At 63.3% G+C, this 20,730-nt stretch carries 20 protein-coding genes; 5 read left to right on the plus strand and 15 right to left on the minus strand.

What is annotated here, in order from left to right:
* Positions 1-154: 154 nt before the first annotated feature.
* The 8 genes from fabF to I7X43_RS10650 form a co-directional block, all read right to left on the minus strand.
* Positions 155-1,402, minus strand: coding sequence for a beta-ketoacyl-ACP synthase II (gene fabF / locus I7X43_RS10615; RefSeq protein ID WP_198100902.1), 1,248 nt, complete (start codon positions 1,400-1,402; stop codon positions 155-157).
* A gap of 87 nt (positions 1,403-1,489) precedes the next feature.
* Complete coding sequence (acpP, locus tag I7X43_RS10620) at positions 1,490-1,729, minus strand: acyl carrier protein (RefSeq protein WP_198100903.1); 240 nt, start codon at positions 1,727-1,729, stop codon at positions 1,490-1,492.
* Positions 1,730-1,819: 90 nt separating this feature from the next.
* The gene (gene fabG / locus I7X43_RS10625; RefSeq protein WP_198100904.1) at positions 1,820-2,560 is read right to left on the minus strand and encodes a 3-oxoacyl-ACP reductase FabG; all 741 of its coding nucleotides are present in this window, start codon (positions 2,558-2,560) and stop codon (positions 1,820-1,822) included.
* An 11-nt stretch (positions 2,561-2,571) separates the two neighbouring features.
* Positions 2,572-3,513, minus strand: coding sequence for an ACP S-malonyltransferase (gene fabD / locus I7X43_RS10630; RefSeq protein ID WP_198100905.1), 942 nt, complete (start codon positions 3,511-3,513; stop codon positions 2,572-2,574).
* Positions 3,514-3,553: 40 nt separating this feature from the next.
* Positions 3,554-4,534 (minus strand): beta-ketoacyl-ACP synthase III, encoded by a 981-nt coding sequence (locus I7X43_RS10635; RefSeq protein WP_198100906.1) that lies wholly within the window; start codon positions 4,532-4,534, stop codon positions 3,554-3,556.
* Positions 4,535-4,542: 8 nt separating this feature from the next.
* Positions 4,543-5,598 (minus strand): phosphate acyltransferase PlsX, encoded by a 1,056-nt coding sequence (gene plsX / locus I7X43_RS10640; RefSeq protein WP_198100907.1) that lies wholly within the window; start codon positions 5,596-5,598, stop codon positions 4,543-4,545.
* 126 nt (positions 5,599-5,724) lie between these two features.
* A complete protein-coding gene (gene rpmF / locus I7X43_RS10645; protein ID WP_198100908.1) occupies positions 5,725-5,910 on the minus strand; it encodes a 50S ribosomal protein L32 in 186 nt (61 codons plus the stop codon).
* Between the two features lie 161 nt (positions 5,911-6,071).
* The gene (locus I7X43_RS10650; protein ID WP_198100909.1) at positions 6,072-6,638 is read right to left on the minus strand and encodes a YceD family protein; all 567 of its coding nucleotides are present in this window, start codon (positions 6,636-6,638) and stop codon (positions 6,072-6,074) included.
* A 33-nt stretch (positions 6,639-6,671) separates the two neighbouring features.
* Here I7X43_RS10650 and I7X43_RS10655 point away from each other — a divergent pair, with 33 nt between their 5' ends.
* The gene (locus I7X43_RS10655) at positions 6,672-7,259 is read left to right on the plus strand and encodes a Maf family protein (RefSeq protein ID WP_198100910.1); all 588 of its coding nucleotides are present in this window, start codon (positions 6,672-6,674) and stop codon (positions 7,257-7,259) included.
* Positions 7,256-8,041, plus strand: coding sequence for an SAM-dependent methyltransferase (locus I7X43_RS10660; RefSeq protein ID WP_198100911.1), 786 nt, complete (start codon positions 7,256-7,258; stop codon positions 8,039-8,041). The genes I7X43_RS10655 and I7X43_RS10660 overlap by 4 nt, the downstream gene beginning before the upstream one ends.
* On the opposite strand, the gene I7X43_RS10665 is transcribed toward I7X43_RS10660, so the two are convergent.
* Positions 8,008-9,474 carry a DEAD/DEAH box helicase gene (locus I7X43_RS10665; protein WP_198100912.1) on the minus strand — a complete coding sequence of 489 codons (1,467 nt, stop codon included), beginning with the start codon at positions 9,472-9,474 and terminating at the stop codon, positions 8,008-8,010. The genes I7X43_RS10660 and I7X43_RS10665 overlap by 34 nt on opposite strands.
* Before the next feature lie 104 nt (positions 9,475-9,578).
* Here I7X43_RS10665 and I7X43_RS10670 point away from each other — a divergent pair, with 104 nt between their 5' ends.
* The 3 genes from I7X43_RS10670 to I7X43_RS16580 all read left to right on the plus strand — a co-directional run bounded on the left by I7X43_RS10670 (position 9,579) and on the right by I7X43_RS16580 (position 12,760).
* Positions 9,579-10,661 carry a glycosyltransferase family 2 protein gene (locus I7X43_RS10670; RefSeq protein ID WP_246480338.1) on the plus strand — a complete coding sequence of 361 codons (1,083 nt, stop codon included), beginning with the start codon at positions 9,579-9,581 and terminating at the stop codon, positions 10,659-10,661.
* 113 nt (positions 10,662-10,774) lie between these two features.
* The gene (locus tag I7X43_RS10675; RefSeq protein ID WP_198100913.1) at positions 10,775-11,590 is read left to right on the plus strand and encodes a glycosyltransferase family protein; all 816 of its coding nucleotides are present in this window, start codon (positions 10,775-10,777) and stop codon (positions 11,588-11,590) included.
* A 6-nt stretch (positions 11,591-11,596) separates the two neighbouring features.
* Positions 11,597-12,760 carry an O-antigen ligase family protein gene (locus I7X43_RS16580; RefSeq protein ID WP_198100914.1) on the plus strand — a complete coding sequence of 388 codons (1,164 nt, stop codon included), beginning with the start codon at positions 11,597-11,599 and terminating at the stop codon, positions 12,758-12,760.
* Here I7X43_RS16580 and I7X43_RS10685 read toward each other — a convergent pair.
* The 6 genes from I7X43_RS10685 to I7X43_RS10710 all read right to left on the minus strand — a co-directional run bounded on the left by I7X43_RS10685 (position 12,733) and on the right by I7X43_RS10710 (position 20,727).
* On the minus strand, positions 12,733-13,980 hold the full coding sequence (locus tag I7X43_RS10685) for a glycosyltransferase family 4 protein (RefSeq protein WP_198100915.1): 1,248 nt from the start codon (positions 13,978-13,980) through the stop codon (positions 12,733-12,735). The two genes, I7X43_RS16580 and I7X43_RS10685, sit on opposite strands and share 28 nt — an antisense overlap.
* Positions 13,980-16,625, minus strand: a complete 2,646-nt coding sequence (locus tag I7X43_RS10690; protein ID WP_198100916.1) for a glycosyltransferase family 2 protein — start codon at positions 16,623-16,625, stop codon at positions 13,980-13,982. Before I7X43_RS10690 ends, I7X43_RS10685 begins: the two co-directional genes overlap by 1 nt.
* Positions 16,615-17,751 (minus strand): acyltransferase family protein, encoded by a 1,137-nt coding sequence (locus tag I7X43_RS10695; RefSeq protein ID WP_198100917.1) that lies wholly within the window; start codon positions 17,749-17,751, stop codon positions 16,615-16,617. Before I7X43_RS10695 ends, I7X43_RS10690 begins: the two co-directional genes overlap by 11 nt.
* Positions 17,694-18,566 carry a lysophospholipid acyltransferase family protein gene (locus I7X43_RS10700; protein ID WP_198100918.1) on the minus strand — a complete coding sequence of 291 codons (873 nt, stop codon included), beginning with the start codon at positions 18,564-18,566 and terminating at the stop codon, positions 17,694-17,696. The genes I7X43_RS10695 and I7X43_RS10700 overlap by 58 nt, the downstream gene beginning before the upstream one ends.
* 167 nt (positions 18,567-18,733) lie before the next feature.
* Positions 18,734-19,939, minus strand: coding sequence for an ABC transporter ATP-binding protein (locus I7X43_RS10705; RefSeq protein WP_198100919.1), 1,206 nt, complete (start codon positions 19,937-19,939; stop codon positions 18,734-18,736).
* Complete coding sequence (locus tag I7X43_RS10710) at positions 19,936-20,727, minus strand: ABC transporter permease (protein WP_198100920.1); 792 nt, start codon at positions 20,725-20,727, stop codon at positions 19,936-19,938. Before I7X43_RS10710 ends, I7X43_RS10705 begins: the two co-directional genes overlap by 4 nt.
* Positions 20,728-20,730 lie beyond the last annotated feature (3 nt).

Genomic DNA, 20,730 nt, shown 5'->3' on the forward strand with positions numbered 1-20,730 from the left:
ATTCCCAGACCACGTCAACCCGCTCCACAGGGAGCGGATCCGGGCCCACCACGCGCGGCAGCAGTGCCCATCCCGATTCGTCGGCCACCAAGGCCCTCCATTGAGGCTGGCTTAACGGCCAGACCACCCCCGGCAGAGCCCGCCGGCTCATGGCTCAGTCGAATCGCTTGAAGATCAGCGTGCCATTCGTGCCACCAAAACCGAAATTGTTTTTGGCAGCGATGTCGATCTTCATCTCCCGCGCTTGATTGGCACAATAGTCCAAATCGCAAGCCGGATCGGGATCCTGCAAGTTGATGGTCGGCGGCGCAATCTGGTCCCGAAGGGCCAGCACAGTGAAGATCGATTCGATCCCGCCTGCCCCCCCCAGCAAATGCCCGGTCATCGACTTGGTGGAACTCACCACCATTTTCTTGGCATGGTCTCCAAAGGCCAGTTTGATGGCATTGGTTTCATTGGCATCGCCCAGCGGAGTGGAGGTGCCATGCGCATTCATGTAATCCACCGCATCCGCGTTCAGGCCGGCGTCGCGCAACGCCGCCTGCATGGTGCGGCGTGGGCCATCGACGTTGGGGGCCGTCATGTGATACGCATCCGCTCCCATGCCAAAGCCGATGAGCTCCGCATAGATCTTGGCGCCCCGGGCTTGTGCGTGCTCCATGCTTTCGAGCACCATCACGCCGGCCCCCTCACCCAGAACAAACCCATCGCGCCCCTTGTCCCAGGGACGCGAGGCCGCGGCCGGGTCATCGTTGCGGGTTGACAGCGCCCGGGCCGCCGCAAAGCCACCGATCCCCAGGGGCGACACCGTGGATTCGGCGCCACCCGCCACCATCGCATCCGCGTCGCCCATCTGGATCAGACGGGCCGCCATGCCAATGCTGTGCAAACCCGTCGTGCAGGCCGTCACCACCGACAAGTTGGGGCCCTTGAATCCCAATTGAATCGACAGGTGCCCCGAAATCATGTTGATGATTGAGGCTGGCACAAAAAACGGCGAGATTCGACGAGGCCCTCGGCTGATCGCTTCAGCCTTGGTTTCCTCAATCATCGGCAAGCCACCAATGCCGGATCCCACCATCACGCCGATGCGCTCGGATTGCGCCTCGGTCAGGGCCTCGCCAGTGAGCAGACCTGAGTCCCTCACGGCCTGGATGCCCGCGGCCAAACCGTAATGGATAAAGGTATCCATCGTGCGGGCTTCTTTGGCAGTGATGTAGTCCTCAATGCTGAAGCCCTTCACTTCTCCTGCGAATTGGCAGGCCAAGTTACTGGCATCAAATCGAGTGACGGTGGCGATCCCGGAGCGGCCGGCCAAAATATTGGCCCACGAGTCTGCAACGGTGTTTCCCACCGGTGTGATCAGGCCCAGTCCAGTGACGACAACGCGACGACGGCTCATGCGATTCAACTGAAGTGCAAATGGTCAAAGGGGCCTTGCGGCCCCATCGAAAGCGCAACCGAAGTTGCGCACAGCGCAGCCCAAAGATTAGGCTTTTTGCGCCTTGACAGCGTAGTCGATCGCCAGTTGGACGGTGGTGATCTTCTCGGCTTCTTCGTCCGGAATTTCAATGCCGAACTCGTCTTCCAGGGCCATGACCAGCTCCACGGTATCGAGCGAGTCAGCGCCCAGGTCGGCCACAAAGGCCTTTTCGTTGGTCACGTCCGCCTCAGGCACGCCGAGTTGTTCAGCAATGATTTTTTTGACGCGGGCTTCGATATCGCTCATGACTCCTCCAGGAGGGGTTTGCAAAGAAACAGCCCGCCATTCTACGGGCATTAGAGCCATCGCCCTAATCAATGGGCGACAGCCACGAAATCAACACATGTACATGCCGCCGTTGACGTGCAGTTCACTGCCCGTCACATAGCCACCGCCAGGACCAGCCAAGAAGGCCACAGCCGCCGCCACTTCCTTGGCTTCGCCCAGTCGCGCCAACGGAATCTGCGACAGAAGCGCCTGTTGCTGCGCCTCAGGCAGCGCCGAAGTCATGTCGGTCGCAATGAAGCCAGGAGCCACGCAGTTCACCGTGATGCCACGGCTGCCGACTTCCCGAGCCAAAGCGCGACTCATGCCCGCCAAGCCGGCTTTAGCCGCCGCATAGTTGGCTTGCCCCGGGTTGCCGGAGGCACCCACAACGGACGTGATGCTGATGATGCGGCCGTGGCGCTGTTTCATCATGGGCTTGATCGCCAAACGACAGAGCCGAAAAACGGCCTTCAGATTGGTATCAAGCACCGCGTCCCAATCTTCGTCCTTCAGACGCAGCGCCAAATTGTCCTTGGTGATGCCCGCGTTGTTGACGAGCACATGGAGGCCGCCTTCGTCTTTGATCAGGCTCTCAACCAGCGCTTCACAGGCCGCCGCATCGTTCACATTGAGAGCCACCCCACGGCCGCCCGTCGCAGCCAGGGATGTGGTGATCCGCTCGGCCCCTTCGACGGTGGTCGCCGTCCCGATCACATGATGACCCTGCTCGGCCAATGCCTGGGCGATGGCCGCACCGATGCCACGACTGGCACCGGTTACGAGGGCAATTGTCTTGGTACTCATGGTCATCCCCTTGATCCTCAGCCCAACAAGGCCCGTGCCTCAGCCAGACTGGCGGGATCTTGAACGACCGCGGTCACAAGCGCACTATCAATGCGCTTCACCATCCCCGAAAGGACTTTGCCAGGGCCGCACTCAATCACATGATTCAGGCCACGCGCCTTGAGGGCCTGAACCACCTCGACCCAGCGGACGGGCTGGTATGCTTGTCGCACCAAGGCTTCTCGAATAGCCTTGCTTTCCGTGGGCGTCTGAACGTCTACGTTATTGACCACAGGGAAGGCCGCCTTCTTCAGCTTCATTCCTTTGAGGGCTTCTTGTAGACGTTCCGCAGCCGGCTTCATCAGGCTGCTGTGGAACGGCGCCGAAACCGGCAAGGGCAGCGCGCGTTTCGCACCTGAGGCCTTGAGCATCTCGCAAGCGCGCTCGACGCCACCTTTGGTACCTGCGATAACAGTTTGGAGCGGTTCATTGAAGTTAACCGCTTCAACAACCTGCCCACTGAATTGAGCAGCAAGCGCGCAACCAGCTTTAACCGCCCCCTCATTCAAACCCAAAATGGCCGCCATGCCACCTTGCCCCACGGGCACTGCCTCTTGCATCGCCTCAGCGCGCAGGCGAACCAAGGGCAATGCTTGCCCCAAGGTCAGGACACCTGCTGCCACCAGCGCACTGTATTCACCCAGACTGTGACCTGCCACGGCGCTCGGAAGCAATCCGGTCTCTTGAACCCAGGCGCGGTAGCACGCCACGCCCGCTGTCAGCATCACGGGCTGCGTGTTAGTCGTCAAATCGAGTTGATCTTTGGGCCCCTCGGCAATCAATCGGCCCATATCCTGCCCCAAGGCTTCGCTCGCCTCGGCAAGGACCGCGCGCACGGCCGGATGGTCGCCCCAAGCATTCAACATGCCTACAGCCTGGGAACCCTGGCCCGGAAAAACGAAAGCAAACGATGCGGTCATCAATGACTCCAATGTCCTATAGGTTCGTGTAATGTCGTAATCAGTACGTCAACAGGGCGGCGCCCCACGTGAAGCCGCCGCCCACCCCTTCGAGCAGCAATTTTTGCCCCCGTTGAATGCGCCCTGACCGGATAGCCCCGTCCAGTGCCAATGGCACAGACGCAGCCGATGTATTGCCATGCTCATGAACGGTCACGATCATTCGCTCCTCGGGGAGTCCGAGTTTTTTGGCCGTGCCCTTCATGATGCGCAGATTGGCTTGGTGAGGTATCAGCCAATCAATCTGACCCGCTGCGACCTGGGCTCGCTCCATGACTTCGCGGGCGACTTTGTCCAGCGCCGTGACCGCAAGTTTGAAAACAGCCTGACCGTCCATGCGGACCACCGGATGACCCACCACATGCCCCCCCTGCACCGTGCCCGGAACACAGAGAACTTCGGCTTGCGCCCCGTCAGCATGCAGGGCAGTGGCCAGGATGCCCGGTGTGTCGGAAGCCCCCAGCACGACGGCGCCAGCACCATCGCCAAAGAGCACACACGTGGTGCGATCTTTGAAGTCCAGCAAGCGAGAAAACACTTCCGCCCCAACCACCAGGGCGTGCCGGGCCTGTCCCGCCCGGATCATGGCATCCGCCACCGACAAGGCGTACAAAAAGCCCGAACACACGGCCTGCACATCGAACGCCGCGCAACCAGCGACACCCAGCTTGGCCTGTAGCAAACACGCTGTGGAAGGGAAGACCATGTCTGGCGTGGTGGTCGCGACGATGATCAGGTCCAAATCCTCGGCTGCAAGGCCCGCCGCGGCAATCGCGGCTTGCGCCGCCGGCAGGGCCAAGTCGCTGGTGGACTGACCTGACTCGGCAAAGTAACGAGCTTGAATGCCTGTGCGCTCGGTAATCCATTCGTCCGAGGTTTCAACCCCGTCGGCCGCCAACTGAGCGACCAGCTGGACATTGGACACACGACGGGCGGGCAAATGACTGCCCGTGCCCAAGACCCTAGAGAAATTCGGATTCATATTGAAACTCACGCTGGCTGGGCGGCACTCGCGGGTAAGTTGGAGACAGCAGCGGTCACGCGACTCTGAACACCCGACAGGAGCTGGTGGCGAGCGGCCTCATAGGCCCGCTCCAAGGCGCGTTCAAACGCGTAAGCATCGGCCGAACCGTGGCTCTTAAAAACCAAGCCCCGCAGACCCAGCAAAGCGGCCCCGTTGAAGCGCCGGTGATCCACGCGCTGTTTGAACCGCTTCAGCACGGGCAACGCCACCACCGCCGCCGCTTTTGAGAGCCAACCCGCGGAAAACTCCGCCTTGAGCTGCTCGCCGACCATGCTGGCCAGACCTTCCGCAGCTTTCAGCGCCACGTTACCGACAAAACCATCGCAGACCACGATGTCCGTCGTACCCTTAAAAATGTCGTTGCCCTCCACGTTGCCGTGGAAGTTCACCAAACCGGCCTCATGCGCACCGCGGAGCAGTTCGCCCGTTTTCTTGATCACTTCGCTGCCTTTGATCACCTCCTCACCCACATTGAGAAGGCCCACCGTGGGGCTGGGGTTTTCGGTCACCGCCGTGACCAAGGCCGAACCCATGATCGCGAACTGCAGCAAGTGATCAGGGCCGCAATCGACATTGGCCCCCAGGTCCAAGACCGTGGTGCCCGTGCCCTTGCGATTGGGCAGCACGGTGGCAATGGCCGGGCGATCAATGCCCTCCATCGTCTTCAAGACGAAACGGGCCACCGCCATCAGCGCCCCGGTATTGCCCGACGAGACGCAGGCATCGGCCGCGGCGGGTATTCCGTCCGCAGCTTTCAGTTGGTTGATGGCGACACGAAGCGAAGAGTCTTTCTTCCTGCGCAGGGCGACCTCAACGGGATCATCCATGGCAACAACTTCGTTGGCCTCGATCACCGTGCACCGCGGCCAATGCCGCGCCACACCCACCGTCTCGGGCCGACCCACCAACAGCAGTTCCGCGTGGGGATGACTGCTCAGAAAGGCTTGGCAGGCCGGCAAGGTCGCTGCCGGCCCCAAATCGCCGCCCATGCAGTCCACCGCAATGCGCACACGCTGCAGCATCCGCAAATCCTCACCAAGAAAACCAAAGCAGAACGCCCGGCGCCCCCTCGCAGGGACGTCGGGCGCAGCAACGATCGATCCCGGGAGCAGAAATCACAAACGCGTGACCTCGCCCCCCAAACGGAATCAGGCCGCGTCAGCCTTGGTCTTCAGAACCTTACGGCCCCGGTAAAAACCGTTCGGGCTGATGTGGTGACGCAGGTGGACTTCACCGGTCGTCGGCTCGATGGCCGTACCCGGGTTCACCAAGGCGTTATGCGAGCGGTGCATGCCGCGCTTGGACGGCGACTTCTTGTTTTGTTGAACAGCCATGATTGCTCCAATGCTGTGCGGCGGGCCGAAAAACGGCTCATCCGATGAGCGCCGTGGATTGCTACAACCCACAAAGCGACGAACCTGCCAGCACCCAAAGACAGAAGCGGCAGCGACAAAAGTCTTCCATTCTAGCCCGAATTCAGACCCCAGGGAAGCCCCTAGTCCTGCTTCTTGAGAACCGCGAGGGCCGCGAAGGGGTTGGGGCGCTCGTCCTGGGAGGGCTCCTCTCCAGACACCCCTTCGGGCTCGCTGGCGAATTCAGGCGCCGAGCAAGCCTCGTGTAGGGGCACAAGCGGAAGCGCCAGCAGCAACTCGTCCTCAATGAGTTCTCTTGCATCGAAGGTTCGGCTAAGGACCAGCAGATCCTCATCGCTGTCCAAGTCTTCGGACTCGGCCGACGCCTCATCCCGAACGAAACGAAACGAGCGGTCGACGGACACAGTCCTCTCAACGGCCTGCAAACAGCGCTGACACTCCAGCCGATAGCCCGTCGACACCGACAAATGCAACCACACCTCGGGCGGGGACCCCAAACGCTCCCGTCGCTCGCCCCGCAATGACCAGTCAATCGCCGGCAGGCGCTCAGCCTCCTCGACCGGGCACCACTGACTCTCCAACCACCGGGGTAAATCTGAGGCCACCCAGCGACCATGCAATTCGGCGCCCTCACGCGCGAACGCGCCCACATCCAGGCGATCCGGCTTCCAATTCAATTCAGCACGCATGTCGAGAGTGTACGAAGGGACAATCCGCCCACCATGCAACACCCCCTGATCTTGGCCTCCACTTCACGCTATCGACGTGAACTCTTGGAGCGACTGCATCTGCCCTTTTCGGTCCACCCACCCCACACGGACGAAACACCCAGGGACCATGAGTCCCCCGCCGAACTCGCGGTACGGCTGGCCATCGCCAAGGCCCGCGCCGTGGCTCAGGCCCACCCGGAGGCCTGGGTCATTGGATCGGACCAAGTTGCCGATCTAAACGGCGAACCCATCGGAAAGCCCGGAGATTTAGAGCGTGCCCAGCGACAGCTAGAACGGCTGAGCGGCCAAACCGTGGTGTTTCAAACAGGCTTGGCCCTGGTGAACCATGCCCGACAGTGGCAGCAGTCCGTCAGGGTGCCCGTTCGGGTTCGCTTTCGAACCCTGACTCCAGACGCCATTGCTCGCTATCTCGCGTTGGAGCCCGCCATCGATTGCGCCGGCAGCGCCAAGAGTGAGGGCTTGGGTATTGCTTTGCTGGAGACCATTGAATCTGACGACCCCACCGCCCTGATTGGATTGCCCCTCATCGCCTTGACACGACTGCTGCGCGAGGCAGGGTTGGACCCCTTGTCAACATGAAAACCACGTCGCCCCCCGGGCGCCTCGTCCTGGTCCCGAACACCCTCGACTTCGGTGTCGAGTCCGTCCTCGGCTTGGACGCAGCGCTCCCTCCCCTCGTTTGGCGTGAAGCAGCCCAACTCCGGTACTGGGTGGTGGAGAACGCCAAGTCAGCGCGCGCCTTTCTCAAGCGAATCGATGCCGTCCAGCCCCTCTCGGTTCCGCTGCAGCAACTGTCGATCGTCGAACTACCGCGACCCAACAAGGGCGGCAAAACCGCCCCATCGCAGACCCTAGCGAGCGAGGTGTGGGCTTCTTTGCTGGCCCCCGCTCGCGCCGGGCATGACCTGGGCCTGCTGTCAGAGGCTGGTCTGCCTGCCGTGGCCGACCCGGGGAGTGGATTGGTCGCGCAAGCGCATCGCGAGCGCCTCCCGGTTCACAGTTTGGCCGGGCCCAGCAGTTTGCTCCTGGCGTTGGCAGCCAGTGGGCTACAAGGGCAACAATTCGCTTTTGTGGGCTATCTGCCCCAAGATGCGGCAGCACGCACGGCGCGCATCCGCGAATTGGAACAGCGGTCGCGCAAAGAGCAACAAACGCAAATCGCCATCGAAACGCCCTATCGAAACCGGGTGTTGCTGGACGCCCTGCTGCAAGCGCTGCACCCGGAAACCCGGCTGTCTGTCAGCATGGCACTGACTACGCCATCGGCTTCCACCCATTGCGCAACCGTGGCCCACTGGCGCCGTGAGCCCCGCGAGTTACCCACCGATCAGCCGGCGGTGTTTTCCTGGCTGGCCGGTTGATCGACCACCACCGGCGGCGCAAACAAAGCCGCCACTTGGCGTTTGGGCTTGATGTAACGCGACAAGCCGCCGGCCTTTACGGCGGGTTTGACCGCTGCACGCTCCCAGGCGGGCACCTCGCCCCCCTCTTTTTCCTCGTAGGGGCGGTCAAAGAAGGGGTCGCGGGGCGACGCGGGCACAGCGCGACGCGGCGCCGCTTCAACACTGCGCGCTTCTCCCCAGCGCTCAAAACGTGGCTCCCCGCGGCTGTCGGCTCGGCGAGCCCGCCCTTCTTCTTCAACGGCAACGGATTGCGGCTCAATCTTGCGTTTGATCAGCTTTTCAATATCCGCTACCAGGCGTGAATCGCTGGGGGATACAAACGTGATGGCGACCCCCGAGGCGCCGGCGCGACCGGTTCGTCCGATCCGGTGCACATAGTCCTCGGCATTGAAGGGCACATCGAAATTGAAGACCAGCGGCAGCTCCGCGATATCAAGCCCTCGCCCTGCGACATCGGTGGCGACGAGCAGGTCCACCTCGCCCGCCTTAAAAGCCGCCAAGGTTTTCAGTCGCTCATCTTGGCTCTTGTCGCCATGCAGGGCACTGGCCTTAAGCCCTTCGCGCTCCAGCGCCCGCGTCAACCGCGCAGCGCCCAGCTTGCTGTTCATGAACACGATAGCCTGCTTCTGCCCCTGTTCACGCCACAACTGCTTCAAGAGCGCCCGCTTGGCATCATCACCCACAGCGTAGAACCGCTGGTCCACGGTCGAAGCGGTGGCGTTGGGCCGCGCCACTTCCACGAGTTCAGGGTTTTGCAAATAGCTGCCAGCGAGCCGCTTGATTTCGGGCGAGAACGTCGCCGAAAACAGCAAGGTCTGCCGATTTTTGGGCAAGTAGCTGAGGATACGTTCCAAGTCCGGCAGGAAGCCGATATCCAGCATCCGGTCCGCCTCATCCAGCACCACGTATTCCACCTGGTGCAAGGCGCAGTTCTTCCCCTCAATGTGGTCCAAGAGTCGACCTGGGGTGGCGATGAGCACCTCCACCCCACCGCGCAACTGGGCCGCCTGCGGCTTGATATCAACCCCGCCGAAAACGCACGCCACCCGCAATTGGGTGTGCTTGGCATAGGCCAATACGTTTTGCGCCACTTGGTCCGCCAACTCCCGGGTCGGCGCCAACACCACGGCGCGAACGGGGTGTCGCGCGGGCGACATGCTGCTGTTCTCGTGCTTGAGCATGCGCTGTAGCAACGGTATGGAGAACGCCGCCGTTTTGCCCGTTCCCGTTTGGGCGGCCCCCATGACATCTCGGCCGGACAACACGATCGGGATCGCCTTGGCCTGAATGGGGGTCATCGCGGTGTAGCCAGAGTCCGCCACGGCACGCAGCAACTTGGCATCCAGTGGCAGCGTGTCAAATCGCGGCGCTTGGGGGGTTTCTTGGGTCATATCCGTGTATTGTCGCCGCCTTGCACATGGGGTTACCTCGTAAATGACCGTAAACATGTGTTGCCGGTCACAAATCGGCTGAAACCAGCCGGTAAACTGAGCTCATGACTCGGCCCCAAACAACCGAAACGGCACCGCAGATGCCGCGCCGAGCGGGATCGGATCCGTCCTTAACGGTGGCGGGTTTGGTGGCGCCCTGGGAGGAATTTCGGCGCGTCATTCCGCTGGTTTCGCTGAAATCGCTGCTGCATCGCACGCACCCGCCCCTTCCCAAAGTGGCGGTGTTGATGTGCACCATGCAGGCCCAGCGTTTTCTGGCCGAACAACTGAATTCCATCGCCACGCAAACCCACCCCAGTTGGTCGATTTGGGCGTCGGACGATGGCTCCGATGACTTCACCCACGACATCCTCGCGTACTACCAGTCGCATTGGGGTGAAGAGCGCATCTCCATCCATGAGGGTCCGGCCGAAGGGTCAACGGCCAACTTCCTGGCCCTCACCTGCCGGGCCGACATTGACGCCGACTATTTCGCCTACGCCGATCAAGACGACATTTGGGAAGCCGACAAACTCGAGCGGGCCGTCGCCTGGCTGCAGACCATTCCGGCGCACATTCCTGCGCTGTATGGTTCGCGCACCCAACTGGTGGATGCGCGCAACCAGCACATTGGGTACTCGCCCCTTTTTCAGAAAGAGCCGAGTTTCCGCAACGCTTTGGTGCAGAGCATTGCGGGCGGCAACACCATGGTTTTCAATCGCGCAGCCCGTGACCTGCTGCGGCGGGCGGGCGAGTCTGTTGAAGCTGTAACCCATGACTGGTGGGCCTACATGCTCATCAGTGGCTGCGGCGGTTTGGTGCATTACGACCCCCACCCCACGGTGCGGTACCGCCAGCATGACACCAATCAGTTCGGAGCCAATGTGAGCGTTCGCGCCCAGGCGCGCCGCGTGAATCAGTTGCTCCACGGGCGATTCCGCAATTGGATCGACGCCAACCTGAGCGCGCTGGACAAGGTCCGGCACCTCATCACGCCCGAGAACCGCAAGGTATTGGACGAATTCAAATCGCTGCGCAAGCGATGGGTGGGTGCGCGCTTGGTACGACTGCGGCGCAGTGGAATTCACCGGCAAACTTGGGTGGGCAACGTCGGCATCGCCCTGGCCGCCCTGATTCGCCGGCTGTGACCCATTCGCCCGCGAGTTGGGCTGCACGGTGCGCGGCAGTGGTGGTCTTTTTCAAGTCCGACCGTTTCCCCGTCGCTCTCATCGAATCGCTTCACTCTCACATGGGCTCGGTGGTGATTGTCAACAATCACCCGCAAGGCCACTGGCCCGCGGATCTGCGCCTACCCCCTGACGTCGTGCGACTCGACAACCAAAACCAAGGCGGCTTGGCGGGTGCCTACAACCGGGCGCTCCGTTGGTTGGATGAACACGCTGCGGATCGATGGCCATTTGTCCTGTTCGTCGACGACGACTCCCAGCCGCAGAGCCTTGAGGCGTTTCTCGGCGACCCCAATACCTTGGCGGCATTTCGCAACGACGACTGCGGCGCCATCGCGCCGGCTTACCGAGAGCGTCAGACCGGCCTTCGGGGCCAGTATGTGCAGCCCCTACATGGGGTGTCCGTGCGGTTTTGGCCTCGCGAGTTTGCCGACCTCCGGCCGGTGAGCTTCCTGATCAACTCCATGAGTTGTTGGAAACGCGAGGTCCTGCATCGACTGGGGCCATTTGACGAAACTCTGGCGGTGGACCACATCGACACGGACATGTGTTTGCGCGCCCAACGCGCGGGACTGCGCCTGCTGGTCGACGGTTCGCATGAGTTCCTTCATCGCATCGGTGAGCGACGGGCCTACCGCTTTTTGGGTCGCACGTTTCAAACCGGTGGGCACGATCCCGATCGGCGATTCCAAATTGGCCGCAACACGGTGTGGTTGATTCGCCGCCACGGATGGCAGTTCCCCTCGTTTGCGGTCCTGGCCCTGAGTCGATTGGCCTATGAAACGCTGGGCATTCTCAAGGCCGAGGCGCAAAAAGGAGCGAAGCTGGCCGCACTGTGGCGGGGCATCGGGGTTGGTCTTTGGCGGCGGCCTCGCGCCCGTCCAGGGTAAGGCGGCGTGGCGGCGCTACTGGCCTGGTCGCTGTGGGGCTCGGTGACCCTGAAATGGATGGCCGCCCTGGCACTGGCGATGGGGGCCCTGCTCCACCCCCGCACCGATCGGGTCCGTCGGCCCTGGACGCAGTCGGGGGGGGCGCGCTGGGCGTTGGTACTGCTGGTGTGGATGCTGATTTCGATGGCCTGGAGCGCCGCGTCCGTCACCGCCGCACTGCGCGAGTGGGCCCACTACCTGCCGCTGCTCCTGCCGGCCCTGCTGGCTGATCGCCTGTCCCCGCAGTGGGCTTCTCGGTTGCGCGCCCATTTCGTGGTGAGCGCGGCCCTCGTGGGGCTCGCCACCGCCGTGGCCGGGCCGCTGACCGCGCTGTTGGGCGCTCAGCCCGGAGGCACCATGCTTTTAAGCAGCACGGTGATGTCCGAGGGCAACCAGCGCATTGCCACGTCCCTGCTCTTGGCGCTGGGGTCCGTCTGGGCCCTGCAGATTGCGGCCACCTCGAGCGGCACCCGCCGCGTGGCGTGGGCCCTGGCGGGCCTTGGCTCGGCTTGGGGCTTGCTGAATCAGGACCGCCGCTCCGGCATGGTGGCGCTGGCGGTCTTGTTGGTCATTTGGGCGATCAGCGAAGGTTCCCTCCCTCGGCGCCTCATGAAGTTCAGTGGCTTGCTGCTCTTGTTTGGGTCGATTTGGGTGAGTTCAAGCCAGGTGCAAGGCCGTTTTCAGGAGGGGTGGCACGAACTCGAAAACGCCGACTCTCCCCGGGCGGTCGACACCAGCTGGGGTCAGCGGGCGGCCCTCACCGAGGGCAGCCTGCACATGGCGCAAGCGCGCCCCCTCGCAGGATGGGGGTTGGGGAGCTGGGAGGTGTGGTGGCGGGGCCAGGCTCCCCCAAACAGCCCACTGGCCCGACTTCGAACCGCCCACAACGAGTACCTGCAAGTGCTGACGCAACAAGGCCTGGTGGGTCTGACCTTGCTTCTGGCTTGGGGGGTGGCCATGGCACGGGCGACTACCACCGCTTGTGCGGTTCCGCAGGCCCGAGCCGCTCTGGTCTTGTTGGCGGTCGGTGCCCTCTTCAACGCGGTCCTTCGAGACAGCGTCTTTGGGCTCCCGCTGCTGATCGTGCTCGGGGTCAGCCTGTCTCAGCCCCCAGCCAAGGCCGCCCAGTAAAGGCTTTCGGTCAAGAAGGCCTCTTCTTCGATGCGCAGTGGGGGCTGGATGCGATGGGCCCAGTCGGTCACGCGGTCGGGCGATTTCACCAGGTCCGCCAGCGCCCCTTCCCAAGCCTCCACAGAGCCCATCGGCACCGTACACCCGGCGCCCGTGGCCCGCACGCGGTCGGCCGGTGCGCCTTGGTCAGAGACCAAGGCCGGAAGCCCCGCCGCAAACCCTTCGTGCAAGGCCAGAGAAAACGTTTCCGGCACCAAGGAGGGCAGCAACAACACATGCGCTTGACCCAGCAGTCGCAGGACGTCGTCGGACGGTTGCTGTCCGTGCCACGTCACCCGCGGATCGGCCTGCATCGCTTGGCGGATCCGCTGCTGATACACCGGATCCCCGTGCAGTCCCCCCGCAACGTCCACGGTGATCGGCCACTTGGGGTGCTGGGCCAGGGCTTGCAGAACCACGTGCAGCCCCTTGATCTCGATCAGCGAGCCGATGAACAGCAATCGAAGACTCGGGGCCGGCGGTGGGCGCTTCGCCCCAAGGTCCAGGAACCGGAGCCCATCCACGCCATGCGGGATCACATGAAGGGGCAAATCCGGGAGCTCGGCCCGATAGCGCTGCGCCACAAACTCCGACGGTGCGATGCAAGCCGATGTTGACCGAAGCCATGTAGCCGCTTGGTTCAGACGCCGGGCTAGCGCCTCCGGGGCCCAACCCAGCGCCGAACAGCGCTGCCGACAGGCCACGCCCTGCTGAGGCCCCGCGCACAGGTCGCCCACCTGATCCACGAGGTTGGTGCGCAAGCACAGAGGGTGAAAGTCCGTCAGGCTGGCCACCAGGGGCACCCCGGCCGCCAAAGCCGCGGCAATGGCCGTGCCCATGCGCATGCTGTGCATCACGTGCACCACGTCAAACTCACGTTGCTGCATCCACTGGACCAACGCGTCACGCAGGGCTCCATTCACCTCAAACGTGGTTTCCGCCTGGAGGGAGAGCTGCGCCCGGTCCAGGTAGCAGACGGGCACACCCTCCACCCAACTCACCCAGGTCCCCGGCAGCGGGCCGGGCTGTGCCCCTTTCAACTGCCGCGGGTCCAGGGTGCAGGTTAAGACGTCGACGCGATGCCCGGCCCGCTGGGCCATGCGGGCCAGATTCAGCGTCACGCGCTCCGTTCCGCTTGCAAACTCTGGAAAGAACTGATGAACGATGTACAGCAGACGCATCACACCCCCGCCTTCAATTCCGCCAAGACGGCGGCAGCCCACTGGCGTTCAGCATCGGATTCGGCCCGCCCTCTTCGATCCAGCCAGCAGTACGCCATCAAGGTTCCCAAGGCCTGCGCAAAGATCTTGACCACCGCCGCGTCCACTTCGGTCTTCAGTGCAGGGTTGAAGTGGGTGTGCACGCCGCACAAGTAGGCATCAAAGTGCTCCACACGTGCCGCGAGCGCCCGACCAAACGGCTCCTCTTCGCGGTCACCGCCTGACTCCGCTGGATGGTCAATCAGCAAGCGCCCAACAAAAGCGTCCAAGCGCCCATCGCCAGTTGCACCCGCAGCCGACGACGGGGCAGGGGACTCCCGCAAACGCGACACCCAGGTGCCCAACCACCTGGCAGTTGGCGTGCCCTCGGGAACGTCGGCCAGACTGGCTCTCAGATCGCTGAGCCAGGTGCTGGCCAGGGCCACCTGTCCAGTCTGGGCCCGAATCGACCGAATGCGGGGATGGTGGAAGTCGGAAAAGAGATCCACCAAGAACACCACATCCACCAGCGACCGCTTGAGGTAGTAATAAGCGGGGCGGTTGTGCGAGTGGATGACCCGCAGCGACGACAACATGGCGATGCGGTGGCCGTCGCGGATCAAGCGCATGCCCAGATCCAAGTCTTCCGCGTAATCGCCCCGGTACCCGTAAGACTGGAACAACGCGCGCGGGATCAGGCACGCCACATCGCTGAGTTGCCCCTGGGAGCGCAAGTTCATGTGGTCCTCACCACTGAACTGCCCGACCCGGTCTTGCACGTCACAGCCAAGAAAGCGGTAGTGCGTGTGGATCATGCTGTCGTAAATGATGTCGCTGTCACTGCGCGGTGTTTCGGCACACGAGACCGCAACCACCCCCTGAGGCGACAGACGCTCCAGCGATCGAACCAAACCCGCCAACCACCGGTCGCCAATGGGAAAGGCGTCCTGCACCATAAAGAGCAGGAAGTCGCCCGTGGCGTGGGCTGCACCAACGTTGCGAGAGTGGCTGTGGCTGAACTCGCTGGGCAAGATTTCCACCACCTTCGCCCCAAGGGCGCGCAGAGCTTCGGGTGACCCATCCCGAGAGCCGCTGTCCACGATCACCACCTCTACCGACCGCAGCCCTTGCTGCGCCAGCAGCTTGCGCGCCAAAGCTTTGAGTTCAGCCCCTCCGTTCAGCACGGGAATCACGACCGACACGCTAGCGTCCACATCCGTCCAGTCGCGCACTAGGTCCGGCGGTAGCGGGCGCTGGGGCCCTTGGCGACGCACCCGCTCGACTTGATCGAACGGGTTGCCTTGCAGTGGCGCCTCATCTTGGGCCATCCAGCGCCAGCGCTGCGGCAGTCGGCGCGCGTAGTGCGGCAACCGGCGCAGCACACCCCAGACCCCGTGGTGACGCACATGCTGCCGAGTGAGTAGCCCCGAGTTGCGCGCAAAGCGCACCAGCGCCCTGGATCGGCGAAGCGCGGCCGACTGCAGCACGCGCCAGTGGGTCACAGCCGCGCGCAGCGGTGCCGTTAACCGCCACGAGGTCGAACTCAGAACCCCCTGCAGCTGCGCTTGCAGCAGCGATAGGTCGGCCAAGAGATGCAATCGGACCGCTTCCAGTTTGGTCAACTCCTGACGCGTGGCCTCGAATGCTCGCAACTCGTCCAGGAGCGTTTCACGGGCCACCACCAGTTGCTGTTCGCTGTCACGGGCCTCGTCCAACGCTCGGGCCAGCACCTGTTGTTCGGCACGCAAAGCGTCAACGTACCTGTGCCGGTCGTCAAGGGCTTCTCTGAAAGCATTGACCTCCGCTCTAAGAGCACGCAACTCCAACTTCAGATTCTTCGACTCCGTGGCGCCAATCGACACCGCGTCTTGAAGCAGCTGCATTTCGTGGGCTGTCTGCGCGTGCATTTGGATCCACCGCGCCAGCCGCTCCGGTGTCACCCGCTTGACTTGTCGCGCACCAAAGGCGTCCAGCCACCGCTGCCGCTGGTCACTCGGCGCCGAATGGCCCGAGCCGGCCGCAGGGCTCAAACAGTACACCGCCGTCATTTGCGGCACGGCCACCAGTGGCCCGCGCTCAACCAACTGGCACCAGAAGTCCCAATCCTCAAAACACACCAATCCCTCATCGAACCGGAGCGCGGGATCTTCCACAGCCTGACGGCGCACCAGCACGGAGTGAATGGCCAGGCGGTTTGTCAGCAGCAGGGCGTCGGCATCCACCGAATCCGGGGCGAGGCATTGCCCGCCCTCGGCGCCCCCGGCTTGCTCGATCCGTGCGCCGGTGTGGACGGCCACGGCTTCAGGATGCTGAAGCAGAGCCGTCTGCAGTGCAGCCAAATGCCCCGGCTCCAACCAGTCGTCATCGTCCAAGAAGAGAAAAGCGTCGGCCTGCGTAGCGCGCAGCAATTGGTTGGCCGCCTGCGCCCGGGGCAACACCCCCGCCAGGGGCAGCACCTCACACCGGGGATCTGTGCCCGACACGCCCAGCACCGCCCCATCCAAGGGCAAGCCCTGCGCTGGCTGGATCAACACCCGCAGTTCGACCCCATCTTGCGCCAGCGCCGAGGCCACAGCCCGCCCCAAAGTGGGACGGCCCATCGTGCGAACCAAAACATCAATCTTCATGTCTGCTCTTTGAACCCTGGGCCGACCGGTCCGCCCACTGCTGCGCTTTGGCTCGTCCCCAGGCCCGCGCCGGGCGCTCAATCCCCCAGTGGGCGACCCAGGCACTAAGGAGCGTCAGCGCAACACAAACCGCCAGCCCCACGACCGTATGCTCCGGAAAGTGGGGCAAGACGTGCGCGGGCCAAAGGTTGTGTAACAAGTACACCCCGTAGCTCAGCGAACCGGCCCCCAGCATTGCTGCCCGCCACCGAGGGTTCACCCTCGCCGGTCCGGCCATGCAGGCTGCTAGGGCCACGGCGTAAATCATCGCCGCCCACATCCCTGTTTTGCCCCGTGCCCAGGTCATGGCATGCAACGCCCCCTCGCCGCCCGCCGAACCCATCGCAAACGCTAGCCAACCCCACAGCGCCAGCGCCACAAGGCCCATCGCCCACCGCAAGCGCCCCGATCGAGGCGTCTGCGTCCATTGCCAGGCCATCGCCCCGGCCAAGAATTCCACGGCAATGCCGGGAAGGTGAACCCACAAACGCAGCGCCGCATTGACGCCCTCGCTGGGCAGGGCCTCCCCAATCAGCCAGCGTCCGATAAATGCCATTACAAAAAGTACGCGCACGGGCCCTTTCAGCCTCGCGATCAGCGGAATGAAAAGGTAAAACTCCACCTCCGGCGGCAAGCTCCAGAACGCGGGGTTCAGTGCAGTCGCCGTAGCGTGGTTTTCCCAGGTGTGCAGAAAGAGCAGGTGCTTGAGCACGAGGCCCCCGCTGATCTCCCCGGTCGGGGCCGCCCAGGCGTACAGCGCAACGGCCACAAAGTACAACGGCACGATGCGCATGCAGCGGCGCAAGGCATATCCCTTGAGATCCAGCGGCGCCCCCCAAACATAGCGGCCAAACACAAAGCCGCTCAGCACAAAAAACAGATTGACTCCGGTTTGGAGCACCAGCAGGTTTTGGACACTCGGGCCCAAGGCCTGCGGAAGGTAATGCATCCCGACGACCATCCACGCCGCCAAGGCCCGCAGCCCCTCAATGCGCGCGTCCTCATTCGGCGCGCAGGCCCCCACGGCCATCATGGTCGCATCAGCGGAGCCACCCGCTCCTGCCACGCTCCAATGCGGCGCAGCCATCGCGTACCCCGCGACGCAACCGGGCGGGCTTGCATGAAATGCTCCAGTCGCTCGGCGATCTCGATCGGCGTGCCCGAGACCTCTGGGTCCAGAGCGGGCAAGTTGAGCCACCACGCCCAACCCTGCCAAAACCAGGGCTCCTCCCGCAACCACCCCTCAAGCACCGCCCCGTAGGCCCGGACCACCGCTGGGGTATCGATCGCCGTCAGGCGAACCATCCGCACCGTATGTCCGCCCTCAAGATCGCTCACCATGATGGCGGCCCAGATGGGCGCCCCTGCACTCAAGGCCAAGTCGATCAGCGCAGTGGCCACGGGCAACTCCCGCCCGAAAATGGAAACACCCACGGACTGAGGACTGCCCAAGGGAACATCCGAAACGCTCACCACCGCATGGCCACGTTCAAAGGCGTGCCGGCAGTCGCGAACCAAGCCCCTTAGGTTGTCGGTAAACACATAGCGCCCGCCGCCAAAGCGGGCTTCACTGCCGCCGTTGATCAAGCGCACATAACGCCCGGTCCAGGGCTGATACGGTGACCCCTCTTCGGGCCCCGCCACTCCCCAGACCGGCACACCGGAATCCCCCAGAAATGCACCCAACCGGTTGTGGTGCTGGGAATGAGCGCTGAGTACCAACCCCCCTTGAGCCACGAGTTCCCCCAACAGGCCACGACTCGTGCAGTGCACGCTCTGGGTCCACTCCGGGGGCAAGTGGGCATAGTTGTGCAAGTCCAGGCCCCATGCACCTTGGTTGGCCAACCAACGGTCCAGGGCTTGCTGCGCCTGAGCATCCGTCAGCTTTAAGGCCCATTGCATGCTGGCGCCCAAGGCAGCCCAATCGCGCTCACTGGGGGAAAACGCGCCCGCCACCCAACGTGCTGCACGAGGGTGTAAGGCGACGGGCGTCCAGCGAAAGAAACGCTCTGCCCAAACGAAAAAACGCTTACAACGCCTCGCATGCTCGAGGGTAACCGGATCCAAGCTCATGCCCCTCCGGCCTCTACTGTCCAGGTGCGCGGAAGGTGAACCACCCCTTGCTCCAAATGGGTCTGCTTGACCTCAAACCGCACCACATGTTCGGCAGCGGATCGCACCTGAATGCCCCGCTCGCACATGAGGTAGGCCGAGACGTAGTAGCGCCCTTTGAGTAAGCCCACCTGCGGGAAGCACAGCCGCACGCGCCCTGCACCGCCGTCATCGCGCACCAAATTCTGAGCATCCAACCAGCTACCCGCGCTCATGATCGACCGCCCTTCAGCATCCTGAACAACGACTCCCAAAACCGGGCAGGCATCATTGGGATCGCTCGCGAATTCCACTGCAATCACCAGTTCATCTTCGCCACTGCGCAAGACCCTTTCGTCCGACTCAACCCGTACTGACTTCAAGGCAGTTCGACCGGTGTCAAAGCGGTTTTCCTGCAGTGCCGATTCGCCGAGTTCCCCTTGCACGCCAAGGTGAGCCCGGTAGCGCACGATTGCTTCGGCGGACGGACCATCAAAGGCGATGCGGCCGCGGTTCAGCCACACTGCCCGAGGGCACAACGCCTCCACCTGGAAAAGCGCGTGAGAGCAAAACAGAATCGTGGCACCCGCCTCACGCAACGCCATGATGCGTTTGAACGACTTGCGGGCGAACGCCTCATCGCCCACGGCCAGAGCTTCGTCGATCACCAATATGTCGGGCTGAACGGAAGTCGCCAGGGCAAAGGCCAAGCGCACGAACATGCCGCTGGAATAACTGCGGACGGGCTGGTCCACAAAATCTCCAATCTCTGCAAAGGCCAGGATGTCGGGCAACTTGGCCTCAGTCTCCTGCGGGGAAAGCCCCAGCAGCGGCGCACAAAAGCGCACGTTCTCGCGCCCCGTCAGCTCAGGGTTAAAGCCGGCCCCAAGTTCCAGGATGGCCGCAATGCGCCCTTGCACCCGCACTTCGCCCGCGCTGGGTTGCAGCACGCCGCACACCAATTGCAGCAGGGTGGATTTACCCGCCCCGTTGCTGCCGATCAACCCCACCAACTCGCCACGACGGATGGACAAGTCCACGCCCACGAGCGCCTCGTGAACCGGCCCTTGATCCACCGTGCCGCGCAACTGGCGCCACAGGCGCGCCCAGGGGCGGCTCTCGGTGGCATATCGCTTGGCCACGCCCCGTAGCTCAATCACCCCATCATCGGATTGCGAGGTCATACCAAATCCGCAAAGCCCGGTTGCAATCGAACAAACACCCAGCGGCCCAGGGTCAAGATCAGCAGTGTCCCCAGAAGCGAGCCAGCCAGGAATCCCCAGTCCACGGCCTGTCCGAACCACGCCCAGCGCGCCAGTTCTATGGGGCCGGCCATCGGATTCAGCACCAACAGCCCTTGCAGCGCTGGCGGTGCGGCGTCCAGGGGATAAAAAACCGGCGACACGAACAGCAGACCGCCCAGAGCGACAGGCACCATCTGTTGCAGATCCCGCAGGTAGCAGGCGCAAGCTGAAAGCGCCCACACCCCGCCCAGGGCCAGCAGCCCCCACCAGGCCACGGCCAGCGGCGCCGCCCAAACATTCACGGAGGGCCGCCCCCCCAGCAGCACCCAGACCCCCGCCATGCTCACCCACTGCAGCACCAGGATGCCTAAGGCGGCCAGGATGACGGAGGTGCCTAGCAAGGGCAAAGGAAAGATCACCCGCTTGACCAGCGACGCATGCTCCTGGATCAGGCGCGTGGCGCGGCTGAATACCTCGCTCCAAGCGCTGAACATCAAGAGACCCACGGAGAGGCGCACGGCATAGTCCAGCGGCAGGCCGGTACTGTCCCCCAGGCCGGGCCAACGGGCCTTGAAGACGCCCGTGAACACCAGCGCGTAGACCGCCACCATCAGCAGCGGCGCGATGAGGATCCAGGCCACACCGAGGACGGAGCCCCGAAAGCGGGCCTGCAAGTCCTTGCGCGCCAGCGGCCAGGCCAGGTCACGGGTCGTGCGCCACCAATTCATCTG

The sequence above is a fragment of the Inhella gelatinilytica genome (assembly GCF_016093295.1).
In the GTDB taxonomy this organism is placed as follows: domain Bacteria; phylum Pseudomonadota; class Gammaproteobacteria; order Burkholderiales; family Burkholderiaceae_C; genus Inhella; species Inhella gelatinilytica.

What these genes read in the sequence shown, in the direction of transcription:
- fabF (WP_198100902.1), bottom strand. Translation starts at nt 1,402, where the DNA reads ATGAGCCGTCGTCGCGTTGTCGTCACTGGACTGGGCCTGATCACACCG.
- acpP (WP_198100903.1), bottom strand. Translation starts at nt 1,729, where the DNA reads ATGAGCGATATCGAAGCCCGCGTCAAAAAAATCATTGCTGAACAACTC.
- fabG (WP_198100904.1), bottom strand. Translation starts at nt 2,560, where the DNA reads ATGACCATGAGTACCAAGACAATTGCCCTCGTAACCGGTGCCAGTCGT.
- fabD (WP_198100905.1), bottom strand. Translation starts at nt 3,513, where the DNA reads ATGACCGCATCGTTTGCTTTCGTTTTTCCGGGCCAGGGTTCCCAGGCT.
- I7X43_RS10635 (WP_198100906.1), bottom strand. Translation starts at nt 4,534, where the DNA reads ATGAATCCGAATTTCTCTAGGGTCTTGGGCACGGGCAGTCATTTGCCC.
- plsX (WP_198100907.1), bottom strand. Translation starts at nt 5,598, where the DNA reads ATGCTGCAGCGTGTGCGCATTGCGGTGGACTGCATGGGCGGCGATTTG.
- rpmF (WP_198100908.1), bottom strand. Translation starts at nt 5,910, where the DNA reads ATGGCTGTTCAACAAAACAAGAAGTCGCCGTCCAAGCGCGGCATGCAC.
- I7X43_RS10650 (WP_198100909.1), bottom strand. Translation starts at nt 6,638, where the DNA reads ATGCGTGCTGAATTGAATTGGAAGCCGGATCGCCTGGATGTGGGCGCG.
- I7X43_RS10655 (WP_198100910.1), top strand. Translation starts at nt 6,672, where the DNA reads ATGCAACACCCCCTGATCTTGGCCTCCACTTCACGCTATCGACGTGAA.
- I7X43_RS10660 (WP_198100911.1), top strand. Translation starts at nt 7,256, where the DNA reads ATGAAAACCACGTCGCCCCCCGGGCGCCTCGTCCTGGTCCCGAACACC.
- I7X43_RS10665 (WP_198100912.1), bottom strand. Translation starts at nt 9,474, where the DNA reads ATGACCCAAGAAACCCCCCAAGCGCCGCGATTTGACACGCTGCCACTG.
- I7X43_RS10670 (WP_246480338.1), top strand. Translation starts at nt 9,579, where the DNA reads ATGACTCGGCCCCAAACAACCGAAACGGCACCGCAGATGCCGCGCCGA.
- I7X43_RS10685 (WP_198100915.1), bottom strand. Translation starts at nt 13,980, where the DNA reads ATGCGTCTGCTGTACATCGTTCATCAGTTCTTTCCAGAGTTTGCAAGC.
- I7X43_RS10690 (WP_198100916.1), bottom strand. Translation starts at nt 16,625, where the DNA reads ATGAAGATTGATGTTTTGGTTCGCACGATGGGCCGTCCCACTTTGGGG.
- I7X43_RS10695 (WP_198100917.1), bottom strand. Translation starts at nt 17,751, where the DNA reads ATGGCTGCGCCGCATTGGAGCGTGGCAGGAGCGGGTGGCTCCGCTGAT.
- I7X43_RS10700 (WP_198100918.1), bottom strand. Translation starts at nt 18,566, where the DNA reads ATGCAATGGGCCTTAAAGCTGACGGATGCTCAGGCGCAGCAAGCCCTG.
- I7X43_RS10705 (WP_198100919.1), bottom strand. Translation starts at nt 19,939, where the DNA reads ATGACCTCGCAATCCGATGATGGGGTGATTGAGCTACGGGGCGTGGCC.
- I7X43_RS10710 (WP_198100920.1), bottom strand. Translation starts at nt 20,727, where the DNA reads ATGAATTGGTGGCGCACGACCCGTGACCTGGCCTGGCCGCTGGCGCGC.